Here is a 13,733-nt window from a genome sequence, read left to right on the forward strand (position 1 = left end):
TAAGCTCATAAGAGCTTAAATTATCCCTATCTTAAAGTTTACGATTTAATCGTTTTCTGACAAAAAATTACCTCACCAAAACTCAAAACCACCAAATAAATTTAGAAAAATTTAGCTTAAAAGCGTTCTATCACTGCATTAATGTGATCTAGCTCACAAAACCTAAAAATACCCCACTTTTAACAGTGTGATATATGTCACATTTTTTGATTATTTTGGATGAATCCAGTAACTAAATGATTCTACAATAACAGCATAATGATTATATCAATCAATAAGGAAAGATTTGTATGACAACATCAAACATTAAACTTAAAGTCCAAAATTTTGGGCGATTTCTAAGTAATATGGTGATGCCTAATATCGGCGCATTTATTGCTTGGGGCTTTATTACTGCAATTTTTTTATATAATGCTAACGATCCATCTGCTGGAGGATGGTTCCCAAATGAAGGCGTATCAACTGCTTTTATTGGACCAATGATCACTTATCTACTTCCATTATTAATTGGTTATACTGGTGGTAAATTGGTTTACGGTGATCGTGGTGGTGTAGTTGGTGCGGTCACCACAATTGGGGTAATTGTTGGCGTATCGATTCCAATGTTTTTAGGCGCAATGATCTCTGGACCTTTAGGTGGATGGTGCATTAAACAGTTCGATAAATTCATTGATGGTAAAATCAAAAGTGGCTTTGAAATGTTAGTTAATAACTTTTCAGCTGGCATTATTGGTATGATTCTTGCGCTTATCGCGTATTTTGGAATCGGTCCAGCTGTTGCTTCGTTAACTAATGTACTTATTGTTGCAGTACAATTCATGGTTGATCATGGTTTATTACCACTTACTTCAATTTTGGTTGAACCTGCAAAAATACTCTTTCTTAATAATGCTATCAATCATGGTGTATTTACTTCACTAGGTGTAACACAAGTAGCAGAAACAGGTAAGTCAATCTTCTTCTTGATTGAAGCAAACCCAGGTCCAGGTTTAGGTTTATTACTTGCTTATATGTTCTTTGGTAAAGGTGCGGCAAAAGGATCAGCAAGTGGTGCGGCAATTATTCACTTCTTTGGTGGTATCCATGAAATTTACTTTCCTTATGTTTTAATGAATCCTCGACTAATCATTGCTGTAATTTTAGGTGGTATGACAGGTGTATTTACTTTAACTTTATTTAATGCAGGTTTAACAGCACCCGCATCACCAGGATCTATTTTTGCGGTAATGAGTATGGCAAAAGGTTCATATTTAGGTGTAACGTTATCTGTGCTTGCAGCAACTACAGTATCATTTATTGTGTCGGCTATTTTATTAAAAACAACAAAAGATAATGGCAAAAGTTTAGACGAAGCCATGTCTGATGTCACTGCAATGAAAAGCGAAGCCAAAGGAGTAAGCGAAAATAGTAAACTTGATCTTGCTAAAGTGAAAAAAATCATCGTTGCTTGTGATGCAGGTATGGGCTCAAGTGCTATGGGTGCGGGTGTTTTACGTAAAAAAGCAGAAGATGCTCATTTAGATATCAGTGTTACCAATTTAGCAATTAATAACTTGCCAACTGATGCGGATATCATCATCACACATAAAGATTTAACCGCACGAGCAAAACAATATGCACCAAACGCTTATCATATTTCATTAACTAACTTTTTAGATAGTGATTTATATACTCAGTTAGTGAATGATTTAGTCAAAGCAAAAGGTGGTCAACAAGTTGTACAACCAACACCTACCCACCAACCGCTGTTTAAGTTGAATGCAAAAAATGTCTTTTTAGGTTTAACGGCGCAAACTAAAGAAGAAGCCATCCGTTTTGCAGGCCAAAAACTAGTCGAAAATGGTTACGTAAAAACAGCTTATATTGATGCCATGTTAGAACGTGAACGATTAACATCCACCTATTTAGGCGAATCGATTGCTGTACCTCACGGCACAATTGAGTCTAAAGATGATGTGATTAATACAGGTATCGTATTTTGCCAATATCCAGCAGGTGTACAGTTTGGCGAAGAAGAGCAAGATAAAGCAAAAATCGTAATTGGAATTGCTGCTCGTAACAATGAACATCTTGATGTTATCGCCAAGTTAACCAATGCACTTGATGACGAAAAGATTATTGCAAAACTGACTACCACTAATGATATTGAAGAAGTTCTAGCAATATTAAGCTAACTTAACCACTTCCTACAGAAGTAGGAAGTGTCCTAATATACTAAAAGATTCAAAATTAAGGGTTATTATTATGCAAGCATTACATTTTGGCGCCGGCAATATTGGCCGTGGTTTTATTGGTAAATTATTATCTGATGCCGGTGTCCACGTCACTTTTGCAGATGTTAATCAACAAGTTATTGATGAACTTGCTAGCCGTCATCAATATCCAGTCAATGTGGTTGGTGAGCAGTCGGTTACCGAAACGGTGAAGAATGTTGATGCCATCAACAGTACTTCACCTAAAGTCGCTGATTACATCGCGAAAGTTGATCTAGTTACCACTGCGGTCGGTCCTCAAATTTTAGCGCGCATTGCGCAAAGTGTGGCACAAGGCATTATTGCTCGACATGCTCAAGGTAATAACGCTCCACTCAATATTATTGCTTGTGAAAACATGGTACGTGGCACGAGCCAGTTCAAACAGGAAATCGTAAAGTATCTACCAGAAAATCTTCACCAATGGGTTAATGAGCATATTGGTTTTGTTGATTCTGCGGTTGACCGCATTGTGCCACCTGCAACTTCTAAAACAGGTGATATTTTAGAGGTGACGGTTGAAACATTCTCTGAATGGATTGTCGATAAAACTCAATTTATTGGCACAATCCCTCAAATCAAAGGTATGGAGCCCGTTGATAACCTAATGGCCTTTGTGGAGCGTAAACTATTTACTTTAAATACCGGACATGCTATTACAGCCTATCTCGGTTTTTATAACAATATTGCGACCATTCGGGATGCGATTTTAAACGATAAAATTCGTAAAATTGTACGTGGAGCCATGGAAGAAAGTGGACAAGTACTGATCAAACGCTATGATTTTGATCCAGCCAAACATCAAGCCTATATTGAAAAAATCCTAACTCGATTTGAGAATCCTTATCTACATGATGATACCGCACGAGTAGGACGTCAACCAATACGCAAACTAGGTCCTGGCGATCGTTTGATCAAACCATTACTTGGCACATTTGAATATAAACTTAGCAATCAAAATCTGCTTATCGGTATTGCAGCTGCGCTTAACTATCGTAATGATGACGACGAACAAGCAATCGAACTGGCAAATCAAATTGCTAACAAGGGTTTAAAACAAGCATTTTGCGATATTTCTGGTATTGAAAGTGATAATCCAGTTGTTAGCCAAATCGAACAACTTTATACTGCTATGCAAAATCATCAATTTTAAGTGACAATGCAAACATTAGCAGAAGACACCATACTTGAAAAACTCAATCAGCAAGCGGATATACACAGCTTGCTGAAAGTTGCGATCAATTTGATTAATGACAGTGTCAATCAATTGATTCTAAAGGTTTTTCGTAAAGAGCCTCATGCTATCAAGTTTGTTATTCCATCATTGGTGGGCAAAAATGGCCCACTTAATGACACCTCAGTCTGTTTGAAATTACTTTATGCACTAGGCATCATCACGCGTGAAGATTATGAAGATATTGAATTGTTAATGGCAATTTTAGATGAGCTAGAACAAGACGATAAAAATTACACCTATCTGGATGACGAAATCCTAGGTCCAATCAGCTTACTGCACGACATGATCCTTCCCCCTAACTCTCCATTAAATAACCCGCAAGAGAACGGTATTGTCGATACCTTAAAATCATCCATGTACCAAAACCGTTATCAACAAATGATTCGCTCAGCGTTGATCATCGCCATTACAGATTTAACCTTACGTATCGTAAATAAACAGAAAATTGATTATTTCCCTGAGTAATATTAATTTATAAAGATGAATTTTAAGTATTAATATAAAAAGGATGTTAAGTGAATCGTCAAAAATTGGGCGATTTTTAAGCTCAAAAACCCCGTTCCTCAACTTTTTTTTGATTACTTTTTAGTTAGATTGGCTATTGTTTAGGGCAATCATTTCCCACTCTGGTAATTAGTCGGTATAATGCCTGCAATTTTATTGTTAAGTGGATTATGCATGAAAACGCTATTTGCCAGCACATCACGCGGGCTTGAAGAGTTATTAAAAAAAGAGTTAGAAAATATTGGGGCGAATCATTGTCGGGTGGCGCAGGGTGGTGTCTATTTTGATGCTAATGAGTCAACTATGTACCAATCGTTATTGTGGTCTCGTTTAGCCTCTCGTATTTTATTGCCAATTGCCGAGTTTGACATCTATAGTGATTTAGATCTTTATTCATGTGTGATGAATATCAAATGGACCAATATCTTCGCGGTAGATAACTCATTTGTTATCAACTTTGTTGGTGTTAATGACTTTATTCGTAACAGCCAATATGGTGCGCTAAAGATCAAAGATGCCATTGTTGATCACTTTATGCGACAAACCAATCAGCGCCCAAATGTTGCAAAGCAAAATCCTGATGTTCGTTTACATGCTTATCTTAGCAAAAATCGAGTTACACTATCATTAGATCTTAGCGGTGAAAGCTTACACCAACGTGGTTATCGCCAACAAACAGGGCAAGCACCGTTAAAAGAGAGTCTAGCCGCGGCTATTATTCTCCGTTCTGGCTGGCGGTTTGATGAGCCACTTATCGATCCAATGTGTGGTTCAGGAACTTTATTGATTGAAGCTGCGATGATGGCGTCTCATATCCCTCCAGGACTGCTACGCAAACAATGGGGATTTTTTGCTTGGAAAGAATTTAACCCAACACTTTGGAATGACTTACTGTTCAGCGCTAAGCATAATGTAAAAAAAACTAACACCATTTTTATCGGTTATGATAATAACCCTACAGTACTGGAGCGAGCCAAACAAAATGCGATCCAAGCAGGAGTTGGTGATTTAATTACGTTTGCATTGCAGGATGTGACACAATTAACCAATCCACTTGATCACCATATACATGGCATGATCATCAGCAATCCGCCTTACGGTGAACGGTTAGAAAGCGAACCAGCACTTGTAGCTTTACACTCAGCACTTGGTCGCCAAATTAAACAACAATTTGGTGGGTGGAGATTATCGTTATTTAGTGGTACTCCACAGCTTTTAGATTGTTTACAAATGCGTGCTGACAAACAATTTAAAGCCAAAAATGGCCCTTTAGATTGTCTACAAAAAAATTATTCGATTGCGGATCGTCAAGTGGATCAGGCGGTCATATCAACAAATTTACCTGCTGCCGACTTTGCCAATCGTTTACGTAAAAATTGTCAAAAATTGGAAAAATGGGCCAGTCAAGAACAACTTGAATGTTACCGTCTTTATGATGCTGATTTGCCGGAATATAATGTGGCTATCGATCGTTACAAAGATAAAATTGTGGTACAAGAATACGCTGCACCTAAAAATATTGATCCACAAAAAACGCGACAACGACTATTTGATATTATTAATGCTACTATGTCGGTATTGAAATTAACCGCCGATCAATTGGTACTAAAAACCCGTGAAAAGCAAAAGGGAAAACAACAATATCAAAAACTTGGGCAAAAACAGGATTATTTTTTAGTCCATGAATATCCAATTAATCACAAAAAAACGCAGTTTTGGGTTAATGTGGTGGATTATTTGGATACTGGTTTATTTTTAGATCACCGCTTAGCCAGAAAAATGATCGGACAAATGAGTGCAGGCAAAGACTTTCTAAATCTATTTGCCTACACGGGTAGTGCAACCGTCTACGCAGGTCTTGGTGGAGCAAAATCGACCACGACAGTTGATATGTCACGCACCTATTTAGAGTGGGCCGATCGTAATCTAAAACAAAATGGCTTAACCGGTAAAAATCATCGATTAATACAGGCTGACTGCTTGCTCTATTTATCTCAAGCTGATGAGCAGTTTGATTTAATTTTTATCGATCCTCCAACATTTTCCAACTCTAAACGGATGAACGATACTTTTGATGTTCAGCGCGATCATCTTAAATTAATGAGTGATTTAAAACGATTATTAAGACCAAACGGTGTAATTGTCTTTTCTAATAACAAACGAGGCTTCAAAATGGATGCCGACGGTATGCAAAAATTAGGTCTGACGTTTCAAGACATCACCGACAAAACCTTATCGCTCGATTTCAGACGCAATAAACAGATCCACTGCTGTTTTCTTGTTAAACATCAATAATAAAATACCGCCGAAAGGCGGTATAATCTTAGCTTAGCTATGATGTTCAATTCTTTAGGAAAGCCCCACGAGAAATCATGTCGGCATACCCCCTACTCCATCATTCCATCTTCGCGTACACTAGATTATGCCATTAATTATCTCTAATTTATAAAAAGACAACCTTTTGCACAACAATCTTATTTGGAGTAAATAAATTCTTTATTATCGTTTCCAGCACTTACTTTTTGTGAATATATTGGAGCTTAAGATCTTTTTTAAAATCAAAAAAGGTTGAAGATTTTGAGCAAAAACTGATGTCCTTTTGGAGGACATCAGAAAAATAAAAATTAACGTACTACTAGCACTGATGTTTGTGCACCTCTCACTACACCAGAAGCATTTGATCCAAGTAGATGTGTTGAGATATTTGGGCGTCTTGACCCTATGATAATTAGATCGGGCTCAATCTCTTCCGCTAGATGTAAGATCTCATCTCGTGGATTACCAAACGCGATTGAAAAAGATAAATTTTCTTTTGGTAAATTAATTGAGTCAATCAAGCGATGTAGCCATTGCTCTGTTTGTACTGTAGCTTGATCTTTAAACTCATCAAAACCAAATGAGTAAGCATTTACAATAGCCGATGCAACCGGTAAGGTATGAAAAAAGATAACTTGCGCATTGGATAACTTCGCTAAACACTCAACATGGGGGATCACTTTTTGAGTGAGTTCATCTTCAAGGACATCAATCGGAACTAATATTTTTTTGTACATACCGCCTCCTCATTTTAACTTATCTTTCTTAATTAATTTAAGATGGTGTTAATTTTAAATTAAATCTAATATTGTTATCCTAACGCTAATTTAAAATATTGAAATAACTTTTTTGCAAAATCATGATGGAGATCAACTATGGATAATATTATTTATCGCCATGACATCAAACCCAGTATAGAACAAGCGACATTATTATATTCTCGCTGCTCATTGGCGGAACGTCGACCAATAAGTGATAAACCTCGTTTTCAAGCAATGTTAGATAATGCTAATTTAGTCATTACCGCATGGCATGATCAGAAACTTGTCGGTATTGCCCGCTGTTTAACTGACTTTGTCTACATAACTTATTTAGCTGATTTAGCCGTTGATGAAGCTTATCAAAAATCAGGTATTGGTAAACAGTTGATAAAAGAGATTCAAATTCATACCGATAATCAATGTGCAATTACTTTGCTTGCAGCACCTCAAGCAGTCGATTATTATGGTCATATTGGTTTTAATGCTCATCCTTCCGCATGGATTTTACAAGAACAGTTAAAATGAAAATTATCCTAGCATCAACATCACTATCACGTAAAAAAGTACTTGAAAAATTAGCTATTCCTTTCGATTGTGTGCCACCGATTTGTGATGAAACACCACTGCCAAATGAAAGTGCACAGCAGCTGGTGGTACGATTGGCTAATGCTAAAGCGCAGTCATTGGTGGCAAGCAATCCTGATAGTTTAATTATTGGTTCCGACCAAGTAGGTGTTTTAGATGGAAAGATTGTATGTAAACCCCTCACTATTGAAAACGCCCAGCAACAATTAAAAAATAGCAGTGGCAAAGCGTTTTACTTTTATACAGGAATGACGGTCATTAATACTCACACAGGCCAATCGCAAACGATTTGTGAACCGTTTAAAGTCACCTTTCGTCAGTTAACTGATGCAGAAATCGATGCTTATATCGCTAAAGAGATGCCACTACAATGTGCTGGCAGTTTTAAATGTGATGAGTTAGGGATTACTCTTTTCGATAAGCTTGAAGGCGATGATATAAATTCTTTAGTCGGATTACCGCTAATAAAGTTAAATAAAATTATGATTGATATGGGCTGTAATCCGCTGTTTTTATAATTGATGATAATGACAGCGCCGAATTTAATCGATTAACCGCCCCGCTGACATTTTTAATGTTTTTTGGCTGTAACTTGCTACATCATTATCATGAGTAACAATCAATAGTCCTGTGCCTTGTTGATGAATATCGGCTAATAATGCCATAATTTGTGTTGAACTTTCATCGTCAAGATCGCTGGTGGGTTCGTCGGCAATGACTATTTGTGGTTGGCAAATTAGTGCACGTAAAATAGCTATTCGACGCATTTCACCACCTGACATGTTGGCTGGATAAGCATCTTTTAAATAACTAATTTGGGCTTTTTCTAGCAGTTCCATTGCAGAATTTAAGCTCGATTGGTTTTCACGTTTCGTTAAAGAAAACGGTAAGCGAATATTTTCCAGAGCAGTTAAATTAGGTAATAAACTGCTGCCTTGTGGAATGTAACCAATATTTTGATTACGAAATGCTGATACTTGTTTGTCATCAAGATCGAATAAATTGGTGCCGTTAATCGTGATTTTACCTTGAGTAGGCGTTAACAACCCAGCAATCATATTAAGCAGCGTCGTTTTACCACTACCTGATTTACCCATAATGCTGATAAAGTCACTTTGTGCCATTGAAAAACTAACATTATTCACCGCTGAAAAGTGTTGTGATCCGCGCTTGTAATCTTTGCGAAGGTTTTTGATATCCAATAACATTATTCACCCTCTCTTAATGTTTGATAAGTATCAAACTTAGTTAATGATAATGCTGAATATATACTAGACAGCGGACCAATAATTAATGTCAGCAAAAATACGATGAATGCATAAATTAATCCATCTGTAATTGAAATATTCATACATGGCAAACCTATCGTTTGGCATATCAATAAGCTGAAGGCATAAATTAATACGCCAGCAACCACTATACCAGCAAGGCCACCTAAAGCACTAATGATAAGGGATTCTCGCAGTAACATTTTAACCAGATCACTGCGCGATGCACCTAGAATACGTAATAAGCTGATTTCGCGTTTTCGTTCATTAAGAGATGATGAAAATATTACAAAGATCACAATAATCGCTAACACCCAAAATATTGCCGATAAGCTATAGACAATAGTTGAGAAGCCATTTAACCATTTAGATATATTACTTAACATACCTTTGGTCATCACAAAATCAATATTGTAATCGATAGCATATTTGGGCATGATTTGATTAACAATATCTTTAGACTGATAGTCAGGGTCGACTTTAACAAAAATCGATGACACATAGTTAGCAAAGTGGTCAGTATCGCCTTCAATTAAATTGGCTTCTTTCATAAGCGAATGAGCAGCAGGGATGGTCATAAAAACTGAGGTGTCAAAACCCATTCCTGTACTATCCATTTTAGCTGCAATTTTAAAGGGATGATTGAAAAATTTAATTTCATCACCTACATTTGAGGTAATTTTACTGCCTACCACGACCTGATCGTCTTGCAGTGGTTGTTCTAACTGTGATTGTAGCCAAGGTTTGATCACAAAATCGCTTTGCTGATCAAAACCAATTAATTGAACTTTTGATGTGCAACAACCAGCACTTAACGAAGCAATAAATAGTTGTGGCGAGACGGCTTCGATCCCTTTTATATCTTTGATTTTATCAACTAAGTCAGCTTTTAGATAAAAGCTACTTGGTTCACCACGTAATAAGGCGACTTCAAGATTTTTTTCATAACCATAAGGTACAATAAGAATGTCCGCACCTAACCGATTAGCCATGCCTGAAATTCCTAAGCTTAGGTTTTTCATCAATACACTACCACCAAATAGCGTAGCGGAAAAAAGCATAATGATGATAATCAAGCAACAACTTCGAAATGGTCGTCGTTGGATATTTCGCCATGCTAAATTCGCTATAGTTATTTCTTGCATGTTGGAGTTCTCTATAATTGGTGTTAAGGCTGACTAATGCTTTTAATAGTTGCTAATAGTTACTAGCGATTAGCTTGTTTATTTAAATATATCACATTGATAATAGCAACAATCGCTAATACTACTGACAATAATATCAATGCTGGTTTAGCTCCCATATTGCAACGCATCATTTCATTACCACATACACCAATTAAAATAGTTGGAATCGCTGCTGCTAAGACCGCAGTACAAGCTATAGCCATACTTAATCCCATACGTACAAATAACGAACGGCTAAGTAATACTAAGGCACCAATGGCTATCACTAAACTACCAATACCAATTTCCGCCCTTGATGTCCAAAAACATTTCATGATTTTGCCACCAGCATTGTGCATGTGCCCATCCATTGGCGCAGAATGCATAGCATCGGCTGGCATAGATTGCACATCCGGTAGTGGGCAGACAGGTAAAATATAGAGCGGGAACAGAATAAGTAACGCTCCGATTAAGATAAATAGTACAGATGAAACAATGCGATTTTTCATAAATATAGACCTTATAATCATTAATTATTGATAATACTTGCTACTTTACCATGTTCAAGAACTACCGTTGTTTGCGCATGTTTTGATACTTCCGGTGAATGCGTAACAACGATGATTGTGCTTCCTTCTTCGTGAAGTTGATGTAGTAAGTTCATGACCATTGCTTCATTGCTTTCATCTAAATTACCGGTTGGCTCGTCAGCTAAAATCAGTTTTGGATAATTGATTAATGCCCTAGCAATACAAACGCGTTGTTGTTCACCCCCCGATAATTGACGCGGTAAATGTTTGGCCCGCGCTGCAAGCCCCACACGCTCTAATGCTTGTAAGGCTTCCTTTTCATCTACCATACTATGATAATATTGCGCCACCATCACGTTTTCTAATGCGGTTAAATAAGATACAAGGTGAAATTGTTGAAAGATTAAGCCGATTTTATCCCGCCGAATTTCCGTTAGTTGGGGTAATGAAAGTTGGGTAATATCTTGTCCATCTAGAATTACTGAACCCAGCGACGGTTTATCCATGCAACCAATAATATTCATTAACGTGGTTTTACCACTGCCTGAAGGTCCCATAATGGATAGCCATTTACCTTCTTCAACGGTTAAGTTAACTTCTGACAAGGCATGTAAAGAGCCATAGATCTTTGAAACATTATTAACTTCTAGCATATTCATACTTTACTATCCTATTCGCCACGTAAAACTAATGCTGGTTCAACTTCAAGTGCACGTTTTACCGGAATCAAACACGCAATGATGGTTACCACAGCCGAAATGACAATCGTTGTTGGTATCAAATAAAATTCAATGACAATTGAGCGCCCAAATACATTGTCGCTAATCACTTGAGCAAAAATTAAACCACAAATTACCCCTATCACCCCACCAATAATACCTAAAATTAGCCCTTCTACTAAAAACTCTTTGGCAATACTCCTATTGGTTGCACCGATGGCTTTTTTCAGTCCTATCTCTTTGCGACGCTCCATTACTACAGTCATCATGGTAGTGGCCACACAGATCATAGTCAAAATTAACACCACTAAAGTTACTAGGTAGAGTAAAGATGATAGCTTACCGAGCACAGATGCTTCTGATTGCGTTACCCATTTTATAAGATGCGGTTCGATTGTGGTGGAGTGTTCTTTGATGGTTTGAATATAGTGCTGTAACTCATCTTGGGTTGCTGTAATACTAATTTCGACTACTTCAGCTTGATTGCTTTCTTCAAGTAGCGTTTCAAGAACGCTAAGATCGATAAAGATAAAATTATCTTCAACACGGCCAGTTTTCACGATACCAGTAATAGTTAAATCTTCATCAAAACGAGAGTTTTCTTTAGATTTTCCTGAAATCGGCATGGTGCTACCAATGCTAAGTTTAGCAAACTGGGCTATATCGGTACCGATCATAATTTCATTGGCTTTTTGAGGTAATTCACCTTCTATTTTCCAATAAGGACTGGTTTTGATGACCTGATCAAATTGTGTGCCAACGATGGTATAGGGTTGTTGATTACTGCGGATGGAGTTATAACGAAAAGGTGTGACACCTAGTACTTTATCTCTCGGTAGTAAGTCAACCGCTTTTTTCACCTCAGTCATTGATATGGTAGGTTGATTATTGGCTGGCATCATTAATAAATTTGCGCCATAAGAGCGGAACTCTTGTCCCATTTGTCTTGGAATATCATAACAAAGCGTCACCATACCAAGTAATACTGTCGCTCCAATTGCTACGCCGAGTAGAGCAATAATAATCCTAGAACGACGGCGAATTAGCGAGCTAAATATCGTTTTTAAAATAAAACGTTGGTTTCTATTCATCATCATTTAGCCTCGCTTATCGTCCATGCAATACATCGGTTGGGCGTAAGAACATCATAATACGTAATGCTGGCAAGCTACCTAATAAGGTAATCAGGCTTACCATAATTAATACCAATGGAACAATAATCATTTTAGGCTCAACATACGAACCAAACACCGTCTGGCCAATAATTTGTGCAAAGCCGAGACCAATAAAATAGCCGGCCATACCGCCGAATAATGCAATAATCAGTATTTCGCTAAGAATCAACATGGATACTGAGGTATTAGTTGCGCCTAGTGCTTTTAATAAGCCAATTTCAGTGCTACGTTCAATCACGTTAGCAGTAACTAAGTTAGATATCGCCAGTGCCGAACAGATTAACGATAAAATTGTCAGCAATAACATTAATAATTGTGTTTTTTGTAAAATAGAGCCTTCTGATTCAGCTACTTGCATTATCGCTTTTACTCGAATATCTGGCATTAATTCTTCTAATTGATAGGCGATCGAACTGATGTAAGCAGTACAATACCATTTATCCCACTCAGCTCGCGTTAAGCTGTTGGGATCTTGTGCTGCTTTACGGGCTAAATCGTTTTCAGGAGTGGTGAGAGCACTTACTTCAACCCGTTCTACCAAACCTTCTTTGTTCGCCATATACTGAGCAACTGGCAGTGATACATAAAGATCGTTGTCTTCAACACCACCACTATGAAAGATGTTATTCACAGTTAGGGTAGTTTTTTTAGTAGCTGAAGTTATCTCAATATTATCACCTAATTTAAGATTCAATTGCTTGGCAATAGTTTCTCCCACCATTACGCCTTGCAAATTATCATCCTTCATGGTGTTGCCTTCAATCGACCACCATGACTTCATGGCTAATATTCCAGTATCAACTTTGTCACCAGTTGGAATAGTCAGATGTTTATTAAACCATGTTCCAACTAGTGTAACCGGTTTATCATTAACCGTAACTTGGGTGGTTAAATAAGGGGCAAAATCAACAATGTTATACGCCCAGAAAATCATTTTAATTTTGACTAAATCATCTTGCTTAATATATGCGTTTTGTTTGTCATCGAGCTGATATAACTCATTAACCATCGACGCACCTTTTGGCACAATGCTTAAGTTAGCGCCATAGGCTTTTAACTCTTGGTTAACTTTGTCACCAACATCAAACATCACATTTAACATGGCAGTCGCAAGTGAAACACCTAAAGCAACGGTTAAAGCAATTAAAAATAGCTTCTTTTTTTGACGAACTAACACGCTAAGTAACATTCTACGAAACATATTTTCTTCCTTTTTATAC

13 protein-coding genes are annotated in these 13,733 nt (G+C 37.3%); 6 read left to right on the forward strand and 7 right to left on the reverse strand.

Annotated features, from left to right (window positions below; translation table 11 throughout):
- Window positions 1-290: 290 nt before the first annotated feature.
- From A9G07_RS07205 to rlmKL, 4 genes are all read left to right on the forward strand, one after another.
- Complete coding sequence (locus A9G07_RS07205) at window positions 291-2,174, forward strand: PTS mannitol transporter subunit IICBA (protein ID WP_065563554.1); 1,884 nt, start codon at window positions 291-293, stop codon at window positions 2,172-2,174.
- Window positions 2,175-2,244: 70 nt separating this feature from the next.
- The gene (locus A9G07_RS07210) at window positions 2,245-3,405 is read left to right on the forward strand and encodes a mannitol-1-phosphate 5-dehydrogenase (protein WP_065734634.1); all 1,161 of its coding nucleotides are present in this window, start codon (window positions 2,245-2,247) and stop codon (window positions 3,403-3,405) included.
- A gap of 6 nt (window positions 3,406-3,411) precedes the next feature.
- On the forward strand, window positions 3,412-3,954 hold the full coding sequence (locus tag A9G07_RS07215) for an MltR family transcriptional regulator (RefSeq protein WP_065563556.1): 543 nt from the start codon (window positions 3,412-3,414) through the stop codon (window positions 3,952-3,954).
- A 213-nt stretch (window positions 3,955-4,167) separates the two neighbouring features.
- Window positions 4,168-6,288, forward strand: a complete 2,121-nt coding sequence (gene rlmKL, locus A9G07_RS07220; protein WP_065734635.1) for a bifunctional 23S rRNA (guanine(2069)-N(7))-methyltransferase RlmK/23S rRNA (guanine(2445)-N(2))-methyltransferase RlmL — start codon at window positions 4,168-4,170, stop codon at window positions 6,286-6,288.
- 329 nt (window positions 6,289-6,617) lie between these two features.
- On the opposite strand, the gene A9G07_RS07225 is transcribed toward rlmKL, so the two are convergent.
- Window positions 6,618-7,046, reverse strand: a complete 429-nt coding sequence (locus A9G07_RS07225) for a universal stress protein (RefSeq protein WP_065734636.1) — start codon at window positions 7,044-7,046, stop codon at window positions 6,618-6,620.
- A gap of 138 nt (window positions 7,047-7,184) precedes the next feature.
- On the opposite strand from A9G07_RS07225, the gene A9G07_RS07230 reads away from it, so the two are divergent.
- Together A9G07_RS07230 and A9G07_RS07235 are read left to right on the forward strand one after the other, a co-directional pair.
- Window positions 7,185-7,595 carry a GNAT family N-acetyltransferase gene (locus A9G07_RS07230; RefSeq protein ID WP_065563559.1) on the forward strand — a complete coding sequence of 137 codons (411 nt, stop codon included), beginning with the start codon at window positions 7,185-7,187 and terminating at the stop codon, window positions 7,593-7,595.
- A complete protein-coding gene (locus tag A9G07_RS07235) occupies window positions 7,592-8,173 on the forward strand; it encodes a Maf family protein (RefSeq protein ID WP_065734637.1) in 582 nt (193 codons plus the stop codon). The genes A9G07_RS07230 and A9G07_RS07235 overlap by 4 nt, the downstream gene beginning before the upstream one ends.
- 24 nt (window positions 8,174-8,197) lie before the next feature.
- Here the strand turns inward: A9G07_RS07235 and A9G07_RS07240 are convergent, their stop codons facing one another.
- The 6 genes from A9G07_RS07240 to A9G07_RS07265 form a co-directional block, all read right to left on the reverse strand.
- Window positions 8,198-8,863: an ABC transporter ATP-binding protein gene (locus A9G07_RS07240; RefSeq protein WP_065563561.1), complete on the reverse strand. Its 666-nt coding sequence runs from the start codon at window positions 8,861-8,863 to the stop codon at window positions 8,198-8,200.
- Window positions 8,863-10,068, reverse strand: coding sequence for an ABC transporter permease (locus A9G07_RS07245; RefSeq protein WP_081303378.1), 1,206 nt, complete (start codon window positions 10,066-10,068; stop codon window positions 8,863-8,865). Before A9G07_RS07245 ends, A9G07_RS07240 begins: the two co-directional genes overlap by 1 nt.
- A 62-nt stretch (window positions 10,069-10,130) precedes the next feature.
- Complete coding sequence (locus tag A9G07_RS07250) at window positions 10,131-10,598, reverse strand: DUF4418 family protein (protein WP_065734639.1); 468 nt, start codon at window positions 10,596-10,598, stop codon at window positions 10,131-10,133.
- Between the two features lie 20 nt (window positions 10,599-10,618).
- Window positions 10,619-11,278: an ABC transporter ATP-binding protein gene (locus A9G07_RS07255; RefSeq protein WP_065563564.1), complete on the reverse strand. Its 660-nt coding sequence runs from the start codon at window positions 11,276-11,278 to the stop codon at window positions 10,619-10,621.
- Window positions 11,279-11,289: 11 nt separating this feature from the next.
- Entirely contained in the window at window positions 11,290-12,435 is a 1,146-nt protein-coding gene (locus A9G07_RS07260) for an ABC transporter permease (protein WP_141677494.1), read from the reverse strand.
- 10 nt (window positions 12,436-12,445) lie between these two features.
- Window positions 12,446-13,714, reverse strand: coding sequence for an ABC transporter permease (locus A9G07_RS07265; protein ID WP_065734641.1), 1,269 nt, complete (start codon window positions 13,712-13,714; stop codon window positions 12,446-12,448).
- Between the last annotated feature and the right edge of the window lie 19 nt (window positions 13,715-13,733).

The organism is Gilliamella sp. wkB72 (assembly GCF_001693745.1).
GTDB lineage: Bacteria > Pseudomonadota > Gammaproteobacteria > Enterobacterales > Orbaceae > Gilliamella > Gilliamella apicola_E.